This window comes from Skermanella mucosa, assembly GCF_016765655.2.
Classification (GTDB): Bacteria; Pseudomonadota; Alphaproteobacteria; order Azospirillales; family Azospirillaceae; genus Skermanella; species Skermanella mucosa.
Window position 1 is genome coordinate 4,559,403 of the sequence record NZ_CP086106.1, and the last position, 20,189, is coordinate 4,579,591.

The 20,189-nt window shown below is 68.5% G+C and carries 23 protein-coding genes; 15 read left to right on the forward strand and 8 right to left on the reverse strand.

Translation table 11 applies throughout. The features are described 5' to 3' along the window. The first annotated feature begins 13 nt into the window (after positions 1-13). The 3 genes from JL100_RS21165 (at position 14) to JL100_RS21175 (ending at position 2,581) form a co-directional block, all read left to right on the forward strand. Positions 14-1,084 carry an anhydro-N-acetylmuramic acid kinase gene (locus JL100_RS21165; protein WP_202682661.1) on the forward strand — a complete coding sequence of 357 codons (1,071 nt, stop codon included), beginning with the start codon at positions 14-16 and terminating at the stop codon, positions 1,082-1,084. Between the two features lie 92 nt (positions 1,085-1,176). Beyond that, on the forward strand, positions 1,177-2,361 hold the full coding sequence (locus JL100_RS21170; RefSeq protein WP_202682662.1) for a type II toxin-antitoxin system HipA family toxin: 1,185 nt from the start codon (positions 1,177-1,179) through the stop codon (positions 2,359-2,361). Next, a complete protein-coding gene (locus tag JL100_RS21175; protein WP_202682663.1) occupies positions 2,354-2,581 on the forward strand; it encodes a helix-turn-helix transcriptional regulator in 228 nt (75 codons plus the stop codon). Before JL100_RS21170 ends, JL100_RS21175 begins: the two co-directional genes overlap by 8 nt. A 7-nt stretch (positions 2,582-2,588) precedes the next feature. Here the strand turns inward: JL100_RS21175 and JL100_RS21180 are convergent, their stop codons facing one another. Then, on the reverse strand, positions 2,589-3,251 hold the full coding sequence (locus JL100_RS21180; RefSeq protein ID WP_202682664.1) for an alpha/beta hydrolase: 663 nt from the start codon (positions 3,249-3,251) through the stop codon (positions 2,589-2,591). Between the two features lie 367 nt (positions 3,252-3,618). On the opposite strand from JL100_RS21180, the gene JL100_RS21185 reads away from it, so the two are divergent. The 7 genes from JL100_RS21185 (at position 3,619) to rpmB (ending at position 8,642) form a co-directional block, all read left to right on the forward strand. Next, entirely contained in the window at positions 3,619-4,095 is a 477-nt protein-coding gene (locus tag JL100_RS21185) for an Rrf2 family transcriptional regulator (RefSeq protein WP_158046665.1), read from the forward strand. 29 nt (positions 4,096-4,124) lie between these two features. Next, entirely contained in the window at positions 4,125-5,267 is a 1,143-nt protein-coding gene (locus JL100_RS21190; protein WP_202682665.1) for a cysteine desulfurase family protein, read from the forward strand. Between the two features lie 130 nt (positions 5,268-5,397). Beyond that, on the forward strand, positions 5,398-6,066 hold the full coding sequence (locus JL100_RS21195) for a molecular chaperone DnaJ (protein ID WP_202682666.1): 669 nt from the start codon (positions 5,398-5,400) through the stop codon (positions 6,064-6,066). A gap of 151 nt (positions 6,067-6,217) precedes the next feature. After that, the gene (locus tag JL100_RS21200; protein ID WP_158046668.1) at positions 6,218-6,547 is read left to right on the forward strand and encodes a ferredoxin family 2Fe-2S iron-sulfur cluster binding protein; all 330 of its coding nucleotides are present in this window, start codon (positions 6,218-6,220) and stop codon (positions 6,545-6,547) included. A gap of 6 nt (positions 6,548-6,553) precedes the next feature. Next, positions 6,554-7,225 carry a thiaminase II gene (tenA, locus tag JL100_RS21205; protein WP_202682667.1) on the forward strand — a complete coding sequence of 224 codons (672 nt, stop codon included), beginning with the start codon at positions 6,554-6,556 and terminating at the stop codon, positions 7,223-7,225. 116 nt (positions 7,226-7,341) lie between these two features. After that, positions 7,342-8,226 (forward strand): glutamate racemase, encoded by an 885-nt coding sequence (gene murI, locus JL100_RS21210; protein ID WP_202682668.1) that lies wholly within the window; start codon positions 7,342-7,344, stop codon positions 8,224-8,226. A gap of 116 nt (positions 8,227-8,342) precedes the next feature. Continuing rightward, a complete protein-coding gene (gene rpmB / locus JL100_RS21215) occupies positions 8,343-8,642 on the forward strand; it encodes a 50S ribosomal protein L28 (RefSeq protein ID WP_202682669.1) in 300 nt (99 codons plus the stop codon). Between the two features lie 30 nt (positions 8,643-8,672). Here rpmB and JL100_RS21220 read toward each other — a convergent pair whose 3' ends face one another. Then, positions 8,673-9,983, reverse strand: coding sequence for an adenylate/guanylate cyclase domain-containing protein (locus tag JL100_RS21220; RefSeq protein WP_202682670.1), 1,311 nt, complete (start codon positions 9,981-9,983; stop codon positions 8,673-8,675). A 90-nt stretch (positions 9,984-10,073) separates the two neighbouring features. On the opposite strand from JL100_RS21220, the gene upp reads away from it, so the two are divergent. Together upp and JL100_RS21230 are read left to right on the forward strand one after the other, a co-directional pair. Further along, positions 10,074-10,724 carry a uracil phosphoribosyltransferase gene (gene upp, locus JL100_RS21225; RefSeq protein WP_158046673.1) on the forward strand — a complete coding sequence of 217 codons (651 nt, stop codon included), beginning with the start codon at positions 10,074-10,076 and terminating at the stop codon, positions 10,722-10,724. A 125-nt stretch (positions 10,725-10,849) separates the two neighbouring features. Continuing rightward, a complete protein-coding gene (locus JL100_RS21230; RefSeq protein ID WP_323378273.1) occupies positions 10,850-12,535 on the forward strand; it encodes an iron ABC transporter permease in 1,686 nt (561 codons plus the stop codon). Between the two features lie 22 nt (positions 12,536-12,557). Here the strand turns inward: JL100_RS21230 and ppk2 are convergent, their stop codons facing one another. Next, complete coding sequence (gene ppk2 / locus JL100_RS21235) at positions 12,558-13,502, reverse strand: polyphosphate kinase 2 (protein WP_228420821.1); 945 nt, start codon at positions 13,500-13,502, stop codon at positions 12,558-12,560. Between the two features lie 156 nt (positions 13,503-13,658). On the opposite strand from ppk2, the gene JL100_RS21240 reads away from it, so the two are divergent. After that, the gene (locus JL100_RS21240; protein ID WP_202682671.1) at positions 13,659-14,006 is read left to right on the forward strand and encodes a hypothetical protein; all 348 of its coding nucleotides are present in this window, start codon (positions 13,659-13,661) and stop codon (positions 14,004-14,006) included. On the opposite strand, the gene JL100_RS21245 is transcribed toward JL100_RS21240, so the two are convergent. Then, positions 13,987-15,426, reverse strand: coding sequence for a protein adenylyltransferase SelO (locus tag JL100_RS21245; protein ID WP_202682672.1), 1,440 nt, complete (start codon positions 15,424-15,426; stop codon positions 13,987-13,989). The two genes, JL100_RS21240 and JL100_RS21245, sit on opposite strands and share 20 nt — an antisense overlap. Positions 15,427-15,610: 184 nt before the next feature. Here JL100_RS21245 and JL100_RS21250 point away from each other — a divergent pair, with 184 nt between their 5' ends. Both JL100_RS21250 and JL100_RS21255 read left to right on the forward strand, forming a co-directional pair. Continuing rightward, a complete protein-coding gene (locus tag JL100_RS21250; protein WP_202682673.1) occupies positions 15,611-16,741 on the forward strand; it encodes a hypothetical protein in 1,131 nt (376 codons plus the stop codon). After that, positions 16,738-18,072 (forward strand): hypothetical protein, encoded by a 1,335-nt coding sequence (locus JL100_RS21255; protein WP_202682674.1) that lies wholly within the window; start codon positions 16,738-16,740, stop codon positions 18,070-18,072. The genes JL100_RS21250 and JL100_RS21255 overlap by 4 nt, the downstream gene beginning before the upstream one ends. Positions 18,073-18,102: 30 nt before the next feature. Here JL100_RS21255 and JL100_RS21260 read toward each other — a convergent pair whose 3' ends face one another. From JL100_RS21260 to JL100_RS21275, 4 genes are all read right to left on the reverse strand, one after another. After that, positions 18,103-18,840, reverse strand: a complete 738-nt coding sequence (locus JL100_RS21260) for an endonuclease III domain-containing protein (RefSeq protein WP_202682675.1) — start codon at positions 18,838-18,840, stop codon at positions 18,103-18,105. Between the two features lie 46 nt (positions 18,841-18,886). Continuing rightward, positions 18,887-19,363 carry a hypothetical protein gene (locus tag JL100_RS21265; protein ID WP_202682676.1) on the reverse strand — a complete coding sequence of 159 codons (477 nt, stop codon included), beginning with the start codon at positions 19,361-19,363 and terminating at the stop codon, positions 18,887-18,889. A 103-nt stretch (positions 19,364-19,466) separates the two neighbouring features. After that, complete coding sequence (locus tag JL100_RS21270; protein ID WP_202682677.1) at positions 19,467-19,796, reverse strand: hypothetical protein; 330 nt, start codon at positions 19,794-19,796, stop codon at positions 19,467-19,469. An 80-nt stretch (positions 19,797-19,876) separates the two neighbouring features. Beyond that, entirely contained in the window at positions 19,877-20,071 is a 195-nt protein-coding gene (locus tag JL100_RS21275; RefSeq protein WP_202682678.1) for a hypothetical protein, read from the reverse strand. Between the last annotated feature and the right edge of the window lie 118 nt (positions 20,072-20,189).

Sequence of the window (20,189 nt, forward strand, 5' to 3'; positions counted from 1 at the left end):
CATAGCAGCCATCATGACGCTTAATCCCGTTCGGACCGCCCTGGGCCTGATGAGCGGCACGTCGCTCGACGGCATCGACGCCGCAGTGGTCCGCACCGACGGCCTCACCTATGTCGAAACCGGCGATTTCATCACCGTTCCCTACGAGGACGGTTTCCGCGAGCGGCTGCGCAGCTGCCTGGGCGGCCGCGGCCCCGTCGAGGCGGTCGAGCGCGAGTTGACCGAACTGCATGCCGGCGTGGTCCGCCGGCTGGCGGAACGGGCCGGCCCGATCGATCTGATCGGGTTCCACGGCCACACCATCCTGCACGCCCCCGAGCGCCGCCGCACTTGGCAGATCGGCGACGGCGCGCTGCTGGCCTCGCTGACCGGCATTCCCGTGGTCCACGACTTCCGGAGCGCCGACGTGGCCGCCGGCGGCCAAGGGGCTCCCCTGGTCCCGCTGTACCATCAGGCGCTGTCGGCTGACCTGGACAGGCCGCTGGCGGTGCTGAACATCGGCGGCGTGGCGAACGTGACGTGGCTGGGCCGACGCGGCGGCAAGGACGTGCTCGCCTTCGACACCGGCCCCGGCAACGCCCTGATCGACGACTGGGTTCTGTCCCGCACCGGACGGCCCTTCGACGCCGACGGCGCGCTGGCGGCATCCGGCACCATCGACCGGAGTATCCTGGACCGCCTTTTGGCGGCGCCCTATTTCAAGAAGCAGCCGCCGAAATCGCTCGACCGCGACGGCTTCGACATCTCCCCGGTCAAGGCGCTGAACACCGCCGACGGCGCCGCCACCCTGACCGCCTTCACCGCGGGCGCGGTCGCCGGCGCGGCGGCGCTGCTGCCCCAGCCGCCGCTGCGCTGGCTGGTGACCGGCGGCGGGCGGCTCAACGGGTTCCTGATGGAGCTGCTGCGGGACATGCTGGGCGTGCCGGTCGAGCCCGTGGACAGCGTCGGCTGGCAGGGCGACGCGCTGGAAGCGCAGGCCTTCGCCTATCTGGCGGTCCGAAGCCGCGCCGGCCTGCCGCTCAGCGTGCCGGGCACCACGGGCGTTCCCCGCCCCATCACCGGCGGGCTCTTCAACAAGCCTTGAGCGGGACGGTTTTCCGTACCAAACTCCGGTCTGGTATGGTTTGATGTACCGAAGTCGCCCCGAGAAGGTGAGCGAGTACGGAAAACCATACCATGGCTACCCTTCGATACGGGATCGTTACCTACAAGGGCACCCCCGCCGGAACCCTGACCGAGGAACCGGCGGGCGGAACGCGTTTCCAGTACGCCGACGGGTTCGGCGAAACCATCGGCTGCGCCCTTCCGGTTGCCCGGCGGAGCCACGATGATCCCCATGGCCTGATCCCGTTCTTCGCCCACCTGGGTCCGGAAGGATGGTTGAGGCAGCGCCAGAGCGCCTATGCGGAAATCGACAGTGCGGACGATTTCGGACTCCTCCTGGCCTACGGCCGCGACTGCGTCGGCGCGGTCGGCATGGAAGACCCCGCCGGACATCCAGCGAGCCACGCTCCCAGGATGGCGGCCTCCTCCCTGGACCGTGCCGCGACGGCGGTCGAGCGGACGATCAGCGGAGTCCAGGCCAAGATCCTCTGCACCGACCGGAACGGCCTGATCTTTCCGGCCGGCGCGACCGGGCCGGCGCCCTTCATCGCCAAATATCCCGACCGCATGCTGCCCGGCATGATCCGCAACGAAGCGACCACCCTGGAGCTGTGCCGGATCCTGCTGGGAAGCGGCGAGGTCTGCGAGGCCCGCGTGGGAACCGTCGAGGGGGTGGACGGGGTCGGCCTGATCGTCCGGCGGTTCGACCGGCATGGAGAGGACAAGCTGCGCTGCGAGGATTTCATGCAGGTGCTGAACCGCCGGCCCGGCCGGGATCACCAGGGAAAGTACGATGCGGCCTATGAGGACCTGGCCGCCGCCTTGCGCCACTCGGCGGCTCCGCTGCTCGACGCCCGGCGCGTGTTCCGCAGGCTGACGGCTTACGTGCTGCTCGGCAACGTCGATTGCCACATGAAGAACTGGAGCCTCCTGGAAACGCCTTCGGGAATGAGGCTCGCTCCGGTCTATGACGCGCTGAACGGATACATCTACGCGGCGCAAGGCTACACCACGCGCTTCGGCCTGGAGTTCGACGGCGAGCGCCGCCAGTGGGACGTCTACGACCGGGACTTGCTGTTGGAAATCGCCGCCAGGCTAGGGCTCGGGCGGCCCGCCGCCGAAACCGCGCTCGCCTCGCTGGCGCGCGGAGGCGACCGGCTGTTCAGCCGCCTGGACCAGCCGCTCGGCCTGCCGGAGGAGCAGTCCCTGGCATATCGCGGGGCGGTGCGCGAAGCCTGGAGGAGGCTTTATGGATAAGCTTCCCTCGCTGCGCGAGATCGGCCGGATGGCGAGGGAGCGCCGGGTCGCCGAGCGGCTGTCGCAGAAGGAGCTCGCCGAGCTGGCCGGCGTCCACCACGCCACCATCGTGGCGCTGGAGAAGGGCGAAGGCACCCTGCGCCTGGTCAACGCCTGGCGCGTGCTCGGGGTCCTGGGGCTGGCGGAGTCCGATACCGGCGGGGAAGGCCCGGAACGGTGACGCCCGCCTATTCGGCGACCGCCGCCATGCGGCTTCCCAACGCGTTGTCGAGATAGTCGTCGACATGCTTGTCCAGCGCTTCCACGTGGGTCGAGAACAGGTGGGTGGCACCATCGACGACCTTGTACTCGATCCGGATGTCGCGCTGGTGCGACAGCTTGTTGACCAGCTTGTGGACCGAGTTCTCCGGCACCAGCTCGTCCTTGGTGCCGTGGACGATCAGGCCCGACGACGGGCACGGCGCCAGGAAGCTGAAGTCGAACGAGTTGGCCGGCGGGGCGACCGAGATGAACCCGTCGATCTCCGGCCGGCGCATCAGGAGCTGCATGCCGATCCAGGCGCCGAACGAGTGCCCGGCGATCCAGCAGGCCGACGCGTTGGGGTTGAAGGTCTGGAGCCAGTCCAGCGCCGAGGCCGCGTCGCTCAGTTCTCCCTCGCCCCGGTCGTAGCTGCCCTGGCTGCGCCCGACGCCCCGGAAATTGAACCGCAGCGTCGAGAAGCCGCGCCGGCCGAACGCATGAAACAGGGTGTAGACCACCTTGTTGTTCATGGTTCCGCCATGATGGGGATGGGGATGCAGGAACAGCGCGACGGGAGCGTTGGGCTGCTTGCCGTGAACATACCGGCCTTCGATCCGTCCGGCCGGTCCATTGATCATTACTTCGGGCATTGCGGTGTGGGTCCCGGCGAAAACAGGTTGGCCCATACCTGACGGCATGGGCGGCGGGGCTCGGGAGAAATCCCGACCAGGGAAAAACCGAGGCGGAAGGTAGGACATTCACCAAAGCATGAGAAGATCCCGCCGTTGCAATACTTGACCACTGCACTAGGTCATCATATATCGGATGCCACCTCCAACGTCATCAGGCGGGAACCGCCCCGACGTTGGTCATACCAGTCCGACAAGACCGCCGACTATATCACAGCGAGCAACCGAGTGATCAAGCATCTTCGCAAGCAAATCCATGGCGAGATCACCGGAAAATCGCGAGGGTAGTGCCGATGCACCGCCCGGGAACAGGAACAGGGAGGCCGACGTGAGACTGAGCACCAAGGGGCGGTACGCCGTGATGGCGATGGTCGATCTCGCAAGCAGCAGCCGAGGCGGCCCGATAGCGCTCGCGGACATCGCCGAGCGCCAGGAAATCTCGCTCTCATACCTGGAGCAGCTGTTCGCAAAGCTGCGCAAAGGCGGCCTGGTCAAGAGCGTGCGCGGTCCCGGCGGCGGCTACCTCCTGGCCCACCCGGCCGACGCCATGCGGATCTCCGACATCATCCTGGCGGTGGACGAGCCGATCCGCGCCACTCGCTGCGCCGCCGGGTCGCCGGCCGGCTGCAGGACCAACCGCAGCCGATGCCTGACCCACGACCTGTGGGAGGAGCTGGGCAACCAGATCCACCTCTATCTCAGCAGCGTCACCGTCGCCGACGTGTGCGAGCGCCGCATCCTCGGATCGTCCCACGTCATGCTGCCGGAAGCGGTCAGCGAGCCCCGGGCTGCGGCGGCCGAGTAGGAACCCGCTACGCGAAGAACCCGATCCCGATGTCCGGCACCGCCTATCTCGACTACAACGCGACCGCCCCGACCCTGCCCGCCGTGCGCGACGCGGTGATGGCGGCGCTGGAGGTCGCCGGCAACCCCTCCTCCGTCCACGGCTTCGGCCGGCGCGCGCGCCGGCTGGTCGAGGATGCCCGGGCCGAGGTGGCGGCGCTGGCCGGGGTCGTGCCGGCCCGGATCGTGTTCACGTCCGGCGGGACCGAGGCGAACGCGTCAGCGTTGGCCACGGGAGCCTCCGGGAGGACCGGCCGCCGCATCCTGGTGTCGGCGATCGAGCATGACTCGGTGCTGGAGACCGTTCCCGACGCGGAGCGGATCCCGGTCATGCCGGACGGCACGGTGGACCTCGCGGCGCTCGACCGGATGCTGGCGCGGGGAGACGGGCCGGCCCTGGTCTCGGTCATGCTGGTCAACAACGAGACCGGGGTGATCCAGCCGGTCGCCGAGGCGTCGCGCCTCGCCCATGCCCATGGCGCGCTGTTCCATTGCGACGCCGTCCAGGGAGCCGGCCGCGTCGCGATGGACGCCGATTCCCTGGGCATCGACCTGATGACCCTGTCGGCCCACAAGCTGGGCGGGCCCCACGGCGTGGGCGCCCTGGTGGTGCGGGAAGGCATCCCGATAGCACCCGTGCTGCGCGGCGGCGGACAGGAACAGCGCCGCCGGGCCGGAACGGAGAACGTCGCCGGGATCGCCGGGTTCGGCGCCGCCGCCAGGCTCGCCCGGAGCGCCGCGGACGAGGCCGTCCGGATCGGCCGGCTGCGCGACGGGCTGGAACGGCGCATCGCCGAAGCGGCCGAAGCCGCCGGCGTCGCCGTCACGATCCACGGCAGGGCCGCGCGCCGGGTGGCCAACACCACCTGCGTATCGATGCCCGGGGTTTCCAGCGAAACGCAGATCATGGCCCTGGACTTGGCCGGCGTGGCGGTCAGCGCCGGTTCGGCCTGCTCCAGCGGCAAGGTGAAGCCGTCCCACGTGCTGACGGCCATGGGAGTCGACGCAGGCGAGGCTTCCTCCGCCATCCGGGTCAGCCTGGGCTGGGCGACGGGGCCGGAGGACGTCGACCGCTTCGTGGACGCCTGGAGCACGCTGTGCCGCCGCCGGGCGCGGGCGACGGCCGGCCCCTGAAGGCCTGCTCAAAGGTCTGGCCGCGACGTATGGCGTTGCCCGGGCGGCACCTTATCTGTAAAGACGCGGGGGAGCGGGCACGGGTCCGGGCACCGGGCGGGGGCTCCACAACATTCAAAAGCGATGCGGCATGAGTGAACGCAAAGGCGGCGGGCCGCGGGGCGGCTCGGGAAAAGGCGGGATCGGCGGCGGGCCGGGAACGGTGGCGGGAGACCTGGTCCCTTGCTGGCTGTGCTCCCATTCTGTCTCGCCGCGCGCCCTGTTCTGCCACAACTGCGGCACGGTGCAGCCGCCGCGCTCGATCGATCCCTTCACGCGGCTGGGGCTGCCGATCCGTTTCGACCTGGACCCCGCCGGACTGGAGCGCCAGTTCGCCGGCTTCCGCCGGACGCTCGCCCCGGAACGGTTCGAAAGCAAGGGCCCGCGGGAGAAATCCAACGCGCGGGCGCAGCTCGACACCTTCAAGCATGCCTATGACACGCTGCGCGACCCGATCCGCCGCGCCCGCCTCCTGCTCGACGCCGCCCACGGCGCCGGCGCCCGGCAACCGCTCCCCGCCGACCCGGAGCTTGACGCCCTGGAGGGGGCCCTGGCGGATGCCGGCGACACGGCGGAACTGGACCGGGTGGCCAACCAGGCGGTGCGCGGCACGGAACAGTGCATCCACGACCTGGCGTCCGCGTTCCGCGCCGGGGATCTGGACGCCGCGGCGCGCATCGTCGATCGGCTGGAGCGGCTGGAAGCGCTCGCCGGCGCGGCGCGGCAGCGGCGTCCCGGCCTGCGCGGCGACGCTCCCTGAGATGGCCCGCTGCAAGGGCGTACCGGAAGGACACGCCGGGGAATTCTGTGGAAATGATGAAGGATTCGCTTGACGGGGCGTTGGAGCGAACCTTTAGTCCCGCGTTTCGGGTTTAGGACCGGTAAGAGAAGAACGACGGAGTTGTGGCATCATGCCGAAGATCACATTCATCGACACCGAGGGCAACAAGCGCGACGTGGATGCGCCCTTGGGCCTGTCGGTGCTGGAAATCGCCCATCGCAACGACATCGACCTGGAAGGGGCGTGCGAGGGCTCGCTGGCCTGCTCGACCTGCCACGTGATCGTCGAACCCGAATGGTACGACCTGCTGACCGACGCGTCCGAGGACGAGGAGGACATGCTGGACCTCGCGTTCGGCCTGACCAAGACCTCCCGCCTGGGCTGCCAGATCATCATGTCCGAGGAGCTTGACGGCCTGACCGTCCGGCTGCCGTCCGGCACGCGCAACATGATGGGCTGACGCCCGATGGCCGCACGCCTGTTCGACCGCCTGAAGGAGGCGGCGGGACCGGAATGGACGGGCTATACCCGCCACGAGTTCGTCCGCCGGCTGGGCGACGGCAGCCTGCCCGAAGCCTCGTTCCGCCATTACCTGATCCAGGATTACCTGTTCCTGATCCATTTCGCCCGCGCCTACGCGCTGGCGGTCTACAAGAGCGACACCCTGGCCGACATGCGGCAGGCGGGAGCCTCGCTCTCGGCGATCCTGGACCTGGAAATGGGGCTTCACGTCGGGTTCTGCGCCGGCTGGGGCCTGGACGAGGCGGCCATGGCGGCCTCCCCCGAGGCGGCGGGCACCCTGGCCTACACCCGCTACGTGCTGGAGCGCGGGACGGCCGGCGACCTGCTCGACCTGCATGTGGCTCTGGCGCCCTGCATCGTCGGCTATGCGGAGATCGCGGCGGAACTGACGGCCGACCCGGCGACGCGGCTGGAGGGAAATCCCTACCGGGCCTGGATCGAGATGTATGCCGGCGAGGAGTACCGGGCGGTCGCGGCGGCCGAGGTGGCCCAGCTCGACAGCCTGTACGGCCGGCGCGGCGGGGAGGCGCGGTTCCCCGACCTTGCCCGCACCTTCACGACCGCGAGCCGGCTGGAAGCCGGGTTCTGGGAGATGGGCCTGAAGCTGCTTCCCTGAGCCTGGCTTCCCTGAGCCCTCCCCGATTTGGCGGCAGACGTGATTAACCGCGTCTTCACCATATTGGCCCAGGGTCGGGGCATCCTTTCCCCTGGCCCTCCCTCCGGTGAGTCTCCATGACCTTCCATGACCGGCCGATCGGCATCTTCGACAGCGGGGTCGGCGGCCTGACCGTGCTGCGGGCACTCCGCGAGCGGCTGCCGACCGAGCCGCTGCTCTACCTGGGCGATACCGCCCGCCTGCCCTACGGCACCAAGAGCCCCGAGACGATCGCCCGCTACGCGGTCCAGGCGGCGGGATTGCTGGTCGAGCGCGGCATCAAGCTGCTGGTGGTCGCCTGCAACACGGCGTCGGCCCACGCGCTGGACGCGCTGCGCGACGCCTATCCCCAGATCGAGGTGACCGGCGTGATCGAGCCGGGCGCCGAGGCGGCCTGCGCCGCGTCGGCCAGCGGACGGATCGCGGTGATCGCGACCGAGAGCACCGCGCGGGCCGGCGCCTACGAGGCGGCGATCCGCCGGATCCGCGGCGACGCCGAGGTCGCGACCCGGGCCTGCTCGGTGTTCGTGGCGCTGGCCGAGGAAGGCTGGCTCGACGGGCCGGTGGCGGAAGCCGCGGCGCGGCGCTATCTGGCGCCGCTGTTCGCCGATCCGGAACCCGGCTCCAAGCCGGATACCCTGGTGCTGGGCTGCACCCATTTCCCGCTTCTGAGCCCCGTGCTGGAGACGGTCGTCGGGCCCGGCGTGACCCTGGTGGACAGCGCCCGCACCACCGCCGACCAGGTCGCCCTGATGCTGGACCGCGCCGGGGTCGCCTCCCGCAACGTGCATTTCCCGGCGGAGATCCGGCTGCTGGCGACCGACGCCCCGGACCGCTTCGCCCGCGTGGCCGCGAACTTCCTGCCCTTCCCGATCACGCCGGCCATGGTCGAGCTGGTCGATCTCCAGCAGGCTTCCCATAGAGCCGTGCCCGCCCTGCCGGCGCGGCCGCTGGAAGTTTGATTTCCGGGCGCCCTCGGCTTGACTTCTCCGGACGGCCTGCCTATAAACCCGCTTCCGCCGGGCGGAGGTGCCGTCCGGACCTGGTTTTTGTGTTCACAGAGTTAAGGACCTGTCCGATGGCACGACGTTGCGCCGTGACCGGCAAGGGCGTGATGTTTGGCAACAACGTCAGCCACGCCAACAACAAGAATCGCCGCCGCTTTCATCCGAACCTGCAGGAAACCTCGCTGCTGAGCGACGCTCTGGGCGGCATGGTGCGCCTGCGCCTGTCGACCAACGCGATCCGCACGATCGAGCACAAGGGCGGCCTCGACGCCTTCCTGCTCGACACCAAGGACGCGACCCTGAGCCTCGAAGCGCGCCGCATCAAGCGCCGCATCGCCGCCAAGGTCGAGCAGAAGCAGGCCGCCGCCTGACCTGCCCGGGCCCGGTCGACCGGAAAGCATTCACCGGGGATCGGTGCCGTAAAGTTCGATGGATTGGAGCCGGCCGCGCAAGCGTGCCGGCTCCAATCTTTTCCAGCCGCACGCTTCCGGGCTTTCGCCCGCCGCATCGATGACCTGACGCGAGGCCACGAGCGGCAGGCCCGCGGTCTTGCAGGTTTCCTCAAGCCGGGCGGCGACGTTGACGGTGTCGCCGAGCACGGTGAATTCCAGGCGGGCATCGTCCCCGATGGCGCCGCAGAACACCTCTCCCCAATGGACCCCGACGCCGACGGCCACCGCGTCCCGCCCGGCGGCAAGGCGCTCCCGGTTCCAGTTACATATCTCCGCCAGGATGGTCCGGGCCGCCGATAAGGCCTCGGCGGCGTCCCGCGGCCCGGGATCGGGCACGCCGAACAGCACCATGACGGCGTCGCCGATGAACTTGTCGATCACCCCGCCATGGGCGGCCACGGCGGTCGAGACGCGGGCGCGGAACTCGCCGACGAAGCGGCCCAACTCGACCGGGTCCAGCGACTCGGCACGCTGCGTGAAGCCCCGGATGTCGGTGAAAAGCACCGCGACCGTCTGGCGCCTGCCCCGCCGGGCCTCTTCGGATCCGGCCTCGGCCAGGCGCGCCGCGATCTGGGGCGGCAGGTAGCGGGTCAGGTTGGCGCGCCGCCGGGTCTCCTCGACCGCCTGGCGCAGGAGGCTCCGGGCCCTGGCCGCCGCGAGCGCCAGCACTGCGCCGGCCGCGACCAGCATGACCAGCCTCATGATGTTCGGCGGAACGCTGAAGAAAAGGCCCAACTGCTCCGGAACGCCGATGCGGGTCACGCTGTCCGGAGAGCCGCTGGTGGCCGCCGCCGCCGCGAGGCCCGCGGCCAGGAGCGCGGTCACATAGGCCTGGAGAACGGGATTGTAGCGCAACGCGCCGAACGCCAGGACCAGGGGTGACAGCCAGACTGCCGGAAAGCCCGCCAGATAGTCCGCCTCGATGCCGGTGTTCAGGATCGCGACCGCGACGCTTGCCAGGATGAAACCGACGTCCAGGGTGACGAAGACCCACGACATCCAGGGCCGGAAACGCCCGCTTCCGGTGACGGACCAGGCCAGCAGCCCGACCGCGGCATAGCCGCCGAGCGTGACGGCCACCATGGCCGCCTGCCGGTCCAGCACGCCGCCCAGCACCCCGTCCCCGTCTGGCCTCCTGCCGGAGACCGCGATGACGAACGCCAGGGCGAGGATGGCCGCCACGAGGATACGCAGCACGCCGACCGTGCGCTCGGCCCGCCTGTCGGCCTCGGCGAACAGATGCTCCGCGATGATGTTCACGACCGCCCTTTCTCACTCCGTCTCCGCGCGCTATCCTGCCGCGGTCGATTCGATCGCTTCGTCCCAACAGCTTCGGAAAAAAGCCCGCCCATGCAGACTCATCCCGATTTTCCGAACCTGTTTATCCTGAGCCATCCGCTGATCCAGCACAAACTCAGCCACATGCGCGACCGGAACCGCTCGACCATGGGGTTCCGCGCCCTCCTGAAGGAGATCGCGCTGCTGATGGGCTACGAGATCACCCGCGACCTCCCCATGACGACGGAGCGGATCGAGACTCCGCTGGCGCCGATGGACGCGCCGGTGCTGGCCGGCAAGAAGCTCGCCATCGTGCCGATCCTGCGCGCCGGCCTGGGCATGGCCCAGGGGCTGCACGAGCTGGTGCCGTCCGCGCGGGAGGGCCATATCGGCCTCTACCGCGACCACGAGACCAAGCAGCCGGTGGAGTACCTGGTCAAGCTGCCGGAGCCCGAGGGCCGCATCTTCGTCCTGGTCGACCCCATGCTGGCGACCGGCAACTCCGCCGCCTATGCCTGCGACGTGCTGAACCGCCACGGCGTGGAGGACCGCAACATCCGATTCATGGCCCTGGTCGCGGCGCCGGAAGGAGTTCGGGTCTTCCAGAAATCGCATCCCGACGTGGCGGTCTTCACCGCGGCGCTGGACAGCCACCTGGACGAGAACGCCTATATCGTCCCCGGCCTGGGCGACGCCGGCGACCGGATGTTCGGCACCAAGTAGCCCCGCTCCGGGCGCGCATCTGCCCCGAGCCGCGGCGGGTGCGGCGATCTTGTCATTGCGACTTATTAGCAGCATGTGGAACGATAGGGATTTCCGGTGAACCCTGTTCCAGCGAAGTCGAATCCTTGACCCTTCACGCCCTGAACAACGCCGCCGACCGAGCCCGCCACCGCCTGATGCCGAGCGGCTGGACGGTCGCCACCCTGCTGATCGCCTGCCTCGTGGCCCTTCCGGTGGCGGTGGTGGTGAGCCGCATCTTCATCCCGACGGACGGCGTGTGGTCCCATCTCGCCTCGACCGTGCTGCCCTATTACCTGGGCAACACGGTCAAGCTGGTCCTGGGCGTCGGGGCCGGCACGCTGGTGATCGGGGTCGGGACGGCCTGGCTGGTCACCATGTGCCGTTTTCCCGGAAGCCGCGTGCTGGAATGGGCGCTGCTGCTTCCCATGGCGGTCCCGGCCTATGTGATGGCCTATGTCTACACGGACCTGCTTCAGTTCGTCGGGCCGGTGCAGACGACGCTGCGCGAACTGACCGGCTGGACCCGCCACGACTACTGGTTCCCCAACGTCCGCTCGCTGGGCGGCGCCGTCGCCATGCTGACGCTGGTGCTCTACCCCTATGTCTATCTTCTGTCCCGCGCCGCCTTCCTGGAGCAGTCGGTCTGCGTGCTCGAAGTCAGCCGGACGCTGGGCCGCGGCCCCTACCGCAGCTTCTTCGGCGTTGCGCTGCCGCTGGCCCGGCCGGCGATCGTCGCCGGGCTGGCGCTGGTCCTGATGGAGGTGCTGGCCGACTTCGGCACGGTGCAGTATTTCGCCGTGGACACCTTCACGACCGGAATCTACCGGACCTGGTTCGCCATGGGCCAGCCGGTCGCCGCGGCCCAGCTCGCCTCGGTGCTGATGCTGTTCGTGCTGGTGCTGATGCTGATGGAGCGCTGGTCGCGGGGGTCCGCCAAGTTCCACCACACCACCAGCCGGTACCGCCGCCTGCCCAGCTATCGCCTGCGTGGCCCGCGCGGCGCCGCGGCGCTGGCCGCCTGCGCGCTGCCGCTGCTGCTGGGCTTCTTCGTGCCGGCGGCGGCGCTGCTGGACTTCACCTTCGAGGAAGGCGACGCGCTGCTCGGGCGGATGTTCTGGACCCTGGCGACCAACAGCATCGTGCTGGCGGCGCTGACCTCGGCGCTGGCGGTCACCCTGGCCGTCGTCCTCGCCTACGGGCTGCGGCTCCGCCCCTCCCCCGTCCTGAAGGGCGCCGTGCGGGTCGCCTCCATGGGCTATGCGGTGCCGGGGTCGGTGATCGCGATCGGCGTGCTGATCCCGTTCGCCCGGCTGGACAACGCGCTCGACGCCTTGATGGTGGAGCATTTCGGCATCTCCACCGGCCTGCTGCTGAGCGGCACGATCGCGGCGCTGGTGTTCGCCTATCTGGTCCGCTTTCTGGCGGTGTCGTTCAACACGATCGAGGCCAGCCTGGGCAAGATCCGGCCCAACATGGACCAGGCCTCCCGCGTGCTGGGCCAGACGCCGTCGCGCACGCTGGTCAAGGTCCACGCGCCGCTGATGCTGGGCAGCCTGCTGACGGCCGGCCTGCTGGTGTTCGTCGACGTGATGAAGGAGCTGCCCGCGACCCTGATCGTCCGCCCCTTCAACTTCGACACGCTGGCGGTTCGGACATACCAGCTCGCCGCCGACGAGCGCCTGGCCGAAGCCTCCGCCCCGGCGCTGGCGATCGTCGCCGTCGGCATCCTGCCGGTGATCCTGCTGAGCATCGCCATCACCCGCTCCCGGCCCGGCCACGCAGAGGATTGAGGCGGATCGGACCGCCTCGTCCTCAATAAATCCCCGGCACCCACCGCTGATCCGACTTCGCCGGGCGCTTGTACCCCGTGTCCGCCTGCCGCGGCGGCAGTTCCAGTGCTTCGGGCAGCAGGTCCTTGTAGGGGATCTGGCGCAGCAGATGGGCGATGCAATTCAATCGGGCGCGCTTCTTGTTGTCGGCGTCCACGATGTACCAAGGTGTGCGTTTCAGGTCGGTATGCTTCAGCATCACGTCCTTGGCCTGGGAGTACTCGACCCAGTGCTTGCGCGACTCGAGGTCCATCGGGCTCAGCTTCCAGCGCTTGATCGGGTTGGTGGTGCGCTCGATGAAGCGGCGTTCCTGCTCCTCGTCGCTGACCGAGAACCAGTACTTGATCAGGATGATGCCGGACTGGACCAGCATCTCCTCGAACAGCGGGCAGGAGCGCAGGAACTCCTTGTATTCGTCGTCGGTGCAGAAGCCCATCACCTTCTCGACGCCGGCGCGGTTGTACCAGCTGCGGTCGAACAGGACGATCTCCCCCTTGGCGGGCAGCTGGGCGGCGTAGCGCTGGAAGTACCATTGCCCCCGCTCCTTCTCGGTCGGGGTGCCCAGCGCCACGATCCGGCAGACGCGCGGGTTCAGGCTCTCGGCGATGCGCTTGATCACGCCGCCCTTGCCGGCCGCGTCCCGTCCCTCGAAGATGATGCAGACCTTCAGCCCCTCGACCCGCACCCATTCCTGGAGCTTGATCAGCTCGAACTGCAGCTTCGCCAGCTCGTCGACGTACTTGTACTTCTTCACCGGCTTGTCCGGCAGGTGACCGGATGCCAGGCCGTGCCAGTGGGCCTCGACCGCGGCGACCTCCCGGGCGTCGCGCAGCACCTCCCCCGCCAGTTCCAGGACCGCCTTCTTTTTCTTCCCGCCCGTCTTCCCGTCGCCCATGGCCGCATCCACCCGGTGGCTGGTTCTGATCATGTCAATAGTATTACAACCGAATCGGCTGGTGGGAGGATGGGACACATTACCGCTGCCGCGGGATCATCCGCAGCTGGACGCTACAGAGTATCTTTACCGTTGCCGCGCTATACCCCGTTCATCGGTTATGGGGTGCCTGGGAACTTCACTGTGATCATGAACGTGCTGGAAGTCGCGGTTTTCGCGATGGTCGCCCTGGGTCCGCACCAGCAGCCCTTCACCTGCGAAGTCTCGATCGGCGGCGTCCGGTGCTCGCATGGGATCGCCGCCTTCCGGGACGGCGCCGACGACATCATCATGTCCGACGGCATCAAGGTCGCGAAGTCGCCCAAGGGCGAGCTGCTGTTCTCCAACGGGATCCAAGCCCACATGGATTCCCTCGGCTGGGTCCAGTTCTCCAACGGGACCGCGGTGCGGCGCGAGGGAACTGAGAAGTTCCGCTTCAGCACCGGCATGGTGTGCCGCTACACGGCGGTGGGCCGGGTCAGCTGCGCCCGGGAATGAGGGTGCCGAAGGCGTCCGCCGCGGTCGCGATCTCCCTCAGCTTGGCGTGCCAAGCGGACCAATCGTCCGACTGTGCGATCGGCGCCCACAGGGCTTCGATCTCCTCGATCAGAAGCGTGCAAGGCTCTCCCTTGAAATAGGCGTGGGACAGGTTGGCGGCCGGTGTCGGCCGCCGTTCCATCAGGCCGGCGCGGACAGGGGCGAAATCGGCCCCGGCGTAAAGCTCCGCGACCGGGCTTTCCCCGGCGCGCCTCTCGCTCTCCGGGCCGCCGCGCCAGTCGAAGAAGAAGCGTTCGAACGGAACCCCGCTGGACGCCATGAAACCGTACAGGGCGCTGACGAAGTCCAGGTCGGCGGCGGGGTCGCCATGTTCCAGCGCCAGCCGGTCCAGGGTCGCCCGGGCCAGCGCGCCGGCAAACAGGGCGTCGAACCCGTTGACCGCAAGCTCCAGCTTCGCCGGCGACGTGAAGGGAAGCAGGCATTCGGCCAGCCGGCACAGGTTCCAGCGCAGCGCGTTGGGCTGCCGGCCGAAGGCATAGAGCCCGACCGGATCGAAATAGGCCGCGACGAACTTGGGATCGTAGACCGGCAGGAATCGGTAGGGACCGTAGTCGAAGCTCTCGCCCGTGACGGTCACGTTGTCGGTGTTGATGACGCCATGGACGAAACCGGCGGCTGTCCACTCCGCGCCCATGCGGGCGACGTTGGCGCAGGCGCGTTCGAAGAACGCCAGGGTCCGGGCGCCCTCGTCCTCGCTCCAGGCTTCCGGCATGTAATGACGGATGCCGTGGTCCACCAGCCGCCGCAGGCCGTCCTGGTCGCCCAGATAGGCCAGACGCTGGAAGGTGCCGATCCGGATGTGGGAGTGGCTGAGCCGGACCAGGACCGATGAGCGGGTCGGCGACGGCTCGTCGCCCCGGAACAGGTTCTCGCCGGTCTCGATCAGGCTGAAGCTCTTGGACGTGTTGACCCCGCGGGCCTCGAGCAGTTCGGTCGCCAGCACTTCCCGGATGCCGCCCTTCAGCGTCAGCCGCCCGTCCGCCCCGCGCGACCAAGGCGTCTCGCCGCTGCCCTTGGTGCCGAGGTCGAGCAGGCGTCCGTCCACCGGGTCGCGCAACTGGGCGAACAGGAATCCCCGGCCGTCGCCGAGCTGCGGATTGTAGTTGCGGAACTGGTGGCCGTGATAGCGGAGCGCCAGCGGCCGCTCCAGGCTGCCGGGCAGCGGTTCGAAACGGCCGAAATGCGCGATCCACTCGCTCTCGGTCAGGTTCCCCAGCCCGACCCGGTCGGCCCAGCGGTCGTTGCGCCAGCGCAGGAGGTGCTTGGGAAAGTCAGCGGGCTCGACCGCGTCGAAGAAGGCGTCACCCAGTTCCGCGTGGTGCCGGGCGGGAAGAAATCCGGCTGAGTCCGGTTCGGCCATGGGAGTCCCCGATCAGAATGGTTTCGCGAAGTTACCCAGGCCAACACGCGCGGCAGACAACCGTCACGATACGTCGATTCCCCGTATAAGTAATAAAATTCGCTCCATTCGGCGAATATATTGTATTAACCCCGATGTGATATTCCGACAGCCGTCGAGCAGTGCGTCCCTGGAGAGCTTCTGAATGAGTTCGGCCGACTTAATCGGGCAGATCATGGAAAAGCCGGCGGAGTTCGCTCCGTCGACATTCGCCCAGCGGGGGGTGGCGGTCGACTTCACCACGCCGCTGCTCGTCCAGGCCCGGATCAGGCAATCCAACGGAGATTCCGTGGAACTGATCCTGCCGAACCTCGCCGGCGGCCGGGGATCCTACATCCTGGCATGGCGCTCGCTGGTGCAGTTCGCCACGATCACCATGCACGACCACGCGCTGTACGAAGCCGTGCTGCGCGTCGATCGGATCGATCCGGCCACCGTGCGGACCGCGACGCTCGGCGTCGCGGCGGAAGGTCTGGCCGGCCGCGACGCCATGCGCCGCGCCCAAACCCTCCTCGCCCAGGAGAAGGAGGAGGCGTTGCTGACCAACTTCCTGCTGGTCGTCGACCTGCTGAAGCTGGCCGGCATCTCCGCCCAGGAACTCATGACGGGCCGTCCGGGGGAGGATACTGAAGTCCGCATGAAGCGGGCGATCTTCCAGGTCGCGGGGGCGCTCAACATCTCGCCGGAGATCCTGTACCAGCGGATCGAGGGCCTGACCAAGTCGGCCTTCTCGGTCGGGCTGCCCTGGGCTCCGGCGCCCGGCCGGCTCCGGCGCCTGCTGCTCGACCTGGATTCCTTCCAGGAGACGGTGACCCAATGGCAGAGCCGGGACATCTCCGGCGCCGCCGAGGTCGGCCGGTTCGCCGCCCAGGTGGCGATCCATACCACCACCATGGCGCGGCTCGCCCTGGCGGAAACCGACGCGATGCTCCGCAACGTCCTGAGCATCATGCGAAACTGGGATCGCGACTCCCGGATCGTCAGCGGCCAGATGTCACGGCTGGCATGGCTGCTGGACGGATGGTCCTACATCGTATCACTGTGGAATTCGGTCGAGAACGAGCCGCATGAGCGGCAGCGCGACGCGATCCTGGACCTCGCGAGGCTCATCCCGGTGATGCCCAAGGAGGTTTCGGAATGGACCGAAAGCGGCCTCGACCATGAGGCCCGGACGATCCAGCGCAAGTGGGTGCGGCTGAACCAGGATTGGCGCACCGGCAGGAACCTCCGCGACCAGGTGGTCCGGAACGAGTTGCTGAAGGGAGCCATGCGATGACGCTGAACTGGGCGGAACTGCAGCAGCTGGGCCTGGCGATCGCGCAGGCGTCGGACGAGAAGCTGGTCCAGATCGTCAGGATGGTGGACATCCTGCCGGAACGCACCCAATTGGACGACGCGATCGCCAAGGTCCGCCACCGGCTGTTCTGGCTGAAGCCTCCGCGCCCGCTTTCCATGGCCCGGATCCTGTTCTCCCCGGTCGAGGACCTGCTGGACACGCCGCTCCGCTACCGGCGCGGCACCCGGCGGTTCAACCGCGCCACCATCCGTCCGGTGGTCGAGCTGGTCGAGGCCGGCCTCGGCGCCCCCAAGGCCGCCGCGATCAGGGCCGAGTTGGCGGGCAAGACGACCCTGGACAAGGCCTTCATGCTGGCGCTGGGCGAGCGCCTGTGGCCGGTCGCGGCCGGGATCCTGGCGGATTTCGTCAAGCAGGCCGGGCTGGACGGCCGGCTGCGGATCGAGCGGATCGGGCGGGACGACGACGTGCTGGTCCAGATCGCCGATCTCAGCGGGTTCCTTCAGCTCGGCGCCAGGATCGAGCGCATGAAGGCCGACCTGCCGCCCAAGCCGTTCGACGACCTTCAGGCCCACCATGTGCAGCTGATCGAGGAAGCCTTCATCGCCCTGCCGACCGCCGAGGATGTCTCGCTGCTCACCCGCATCCTGCTGTCCCTGTCGGGCGAGCCGGCGAAGATCCTGGAACTGCTGGAGCGGGTCAAGCTCCAGGCGAACCAGCGGCAGCGCGACATGCTGGTCGGCGACCTGACCCAATCGGTGATCGACCGGCTGGGCGACGATGCGGAACGGCTGATCGACATCCCCGAGACCGACATCCAGGTGGCGGCCAAGGTCGCCAGCCGGCTGGTCAGCAGCCTGGACAGCCTGGGGCGCAAGCGCCAGTGGGGAACGGTCAGCATCGACAACCGCACGCTCGACCGGACGCGCCGCGCGATCGGCGACTTCGTGATGGACAACCTGGACCGCACGGCCGGGAAGTCGGAAGCGTCCCGCGCGGCGATCGCGGCCAACCCCGGCTCGTCCAGCGACGCCGAGGTGGCGGAGGCCGAGGACCGCGCGTCGGCGCTCCGCCAGTTCAGGGACCTGTCGCGCGCACTCAAGATCGAACACCAGACCAAGGCCAAGTTCGACTCCATCACCAGGTCGATGGAGGCGGAGGCGATCGAGCAGATCCGGTCCGCGGTCAGGTGCGGGCTGCCGCGCGCCGAGATCAACCAGATCATCGTGGACCGGCTGCGGCTGTGCGACATCCTCGAAGGTTACGACCGGGTCAAGGAGCTGAAGGCCAAGCTGCTCGCCGCGGCGGGGTGAGCCGGACCGCCTGCCCGCCTCAAGCCCGCCTCACGCCGATGGCCGCGCCGCCTCGGCCTCCGCGTACGGCGCCTGCCTCCGCTGCCCGGTCGGGCAAAGGTCGAGCAGGACGCAGCGGCCGCAGGCGGGATTGCGGAAATAGCAGCAGCGCTGCCCGTGCAGCATCATGACTTCGTGATTGTCGTAGATCCGCTGCGCGGTCCAGTCCTCCGGCAGCTGCGCCGACAGCACGGCGTGCGAAGGTCCCACCGCCAGGGTGGCCGGTATCATGCCGGTGCGGACGGCGACCCGATGGTGATGGCTGTCCACCGGCAGGGCCGGCCGCCGCAGGGTGCTGAAGCTCAGCACGGCGGCGCTGGTCTTGGGGCCGACGCCGGACAAGGCTTCCAGCCAGGCCCTCGCCTCGGTGACCGGCAGGTCCGCCAGGAAGTCGAGCGACAGATCACCGCCCCGCCGCTCGGCGATCCCCCGCAGGATCTGCTGGATACGCGGGGCTTTCTGCTCCGGCCAGGTCACCCCCGATATGACTTCCTGGATTTCGGCCAACGGCGCGTCGCGCACCGCGGCCCAGTCCGGATAAGCCGTGCGCAACGCCTTGAAAGCCCGCCCCGAATCGGCGTTGCGGGTCCGGTGGGACAACAGGGACGAGACCAGTTCGCTCAGCGGGTCCAGGCTGTGGAAATAGGCCACCGGACATTCGTAGGCGACGCAGAGCCTGCGGTGGATCTCCAGCACCTTCGCGGTCAGATCGTCCAGCTTTCCGGTCATCGGCAACCTCCTGTCGCAGGAACAACGACTTAGGACGATGGGCGGCTCAGAAAAGCCCATGCAGCAAGGTCCGGCGGGAGTGCCGGACGGTGACGACCAGCCCGGCCGCCCGGCGCTGGATGTCCTGGCAGCGGAAAGGGTCGGCGGCGCGCCCTGATTCGGTGAAGTCGCCGCCGCTGACCGCGTCGAACAGGCCGATCAGGTCGGAATCCGCGTCGAACCGGAAGACCCAGCTCTCGCGGTCGAGCAAGTCCAGCCACAGCTCGATCCGGCGCTGCAGGCCGAGGATCTCGGCACGCAGGCGGATTCCCTCCGCGCCCAGGTCGGCGGCGGGCAGGCTCCAGATGCGCACGCCCGCATCGGCGAAGCGCTCGATGTCCCGGCACAGGTCGTCGATCCTTGCCGAAAGGTCGCCGCTGCGCAGGCCCATGCGGTTCAACGCGGTGTTGGTCAGCGCCGTGAGCATCGCGCCGCCCAGCGCGCCGCCGAGCAGGCTGCCCAGGAACGCCTTGTCCTCCCACATGGATCCGCCCCCGAGCCATAGTTTGCGAACAAATGTTCTATGTTTGTTCACTATAACCGCGAGTTCGTCCGGAGCCAAGGGGCGGCTCGGCGCTTGGAGGATTTTATTCCAGGGAGTCGGAGGGGTGCGGCAGCCCGAGGATGTAGGATTCGATCGCCAGCTTCGTCCGGCGGTACCCCCCGTCCGCTTCTATGACGATGCGGCGGGCAAGATCCTCGCGGGAGAAACCTGCGGTTTCCAGGGTCGCGAAAACTTCATGAAGCCAAGCCATGGAATAGGACGGTCCACCTATTCTCAGCACCACGGTATCCCCGTGCCGCAGGGCCGGGACCAGCAGATCTTCACGGAACGCCTCGGCGCTGTGGGGACCGCCGCTGCGATGGCGGCCACCCGTAACCAGGGAAAAATCCCTGCCGATGTCGATCAAGGTCATCGCGTCCTCCGGCGTGGCGGCGATCGGTCCGCACCGGCGACATTAGCGAAAATCTCCCGAAACTTCGAGAGCGCTGTTGCTCAGGACCCGGTCAGGCCGCAACTCCATTTGCGGACGCGGTACTTGGGATGCGCGTCCGCCCACTGGACGGCGAGCCGCTGGCCTTCGAACATGCAGGCATGCATGCTCATCTGGCTGGATTCAAAGGGCGGCCATTCCTTGTGGCACTTGGTCGGGTCAGACGCGAGGCAGACGAGCAGGACCAACTCAATCATTCGAACCTCTCCACTTGGCTCATTGCGCGGAAGCCGGGCCTGGGATTCCCGTGCGGGGAATCGTCGGCGGGGTCACGTGATGAAACTGTGAACGGTTTAACGGACGGCCAGTGCCACC